The sequence below is a fragment of the Acinetobacter sp. genome (genome assembly GCF_036666595.1).
Taxonomy (GTDB): Bacteria; Pseudomonadota; Gammaproteobacteria; order Pseudomonadales; family Moraxellaceae; genus Acinetobacter.
Window position 1 is genome coordinate 263 of sequence record NZ_JAVWVO010000129.1, and the last position, 307, is coordinate 569.

At 56.0% G+C, this 307-nt stretch carries 3 tRNA genes; all 3 read right to left on the reverse strand.

What is annotated here, in order from left to right:
* Positions 1-2: 2 nt before the first annotated feature.
* A tRNA-Asp gene (locus tag RR876_RS17180) sits at positions 3-79 on the reverse strand.
* 49 nt (positions 80-128) lie between these two features.
* A tRNA-Asp gene (locus RR876_RS17185) sits at positions 129-205 on the reverse strand.
* Positions 206-230: 25 nt separating this feature from the next.
* Positions 231-306, reverse strand: a tRNA-Val gene (locus RR876_RS17190).
* Position 307 lies beyond the last annotated feature (1 nt).

Genomic DNA, 307 nt, shown 5'->3' on the forward strand with positions numbered 1-307 from the left:
AATGGCGCAGCGGACGGGGCTCGAACCCGCGACCCCCGGCGTGACAGGCCGGTATTCTAACCAACTGAACTACCGCTGCACTTACACAAAGTCACTAATGTGGTACAAACAATATTAAAAATCTTAAGTGGCGCAGCGGACGGGGCTCGAACCCGCGACCCCCGGCGTGACAGGCCGGTATTCTAACCAACTGAACTACCGCTGCACGTAAGATCTTTAACGTAAAGGCTTGGTGGGCGCTGACGGGATCGAACCGCCGACATTCTGCTTGTAAGGCAGACGCTCTACCAACTGAGCTAAGCGCCCT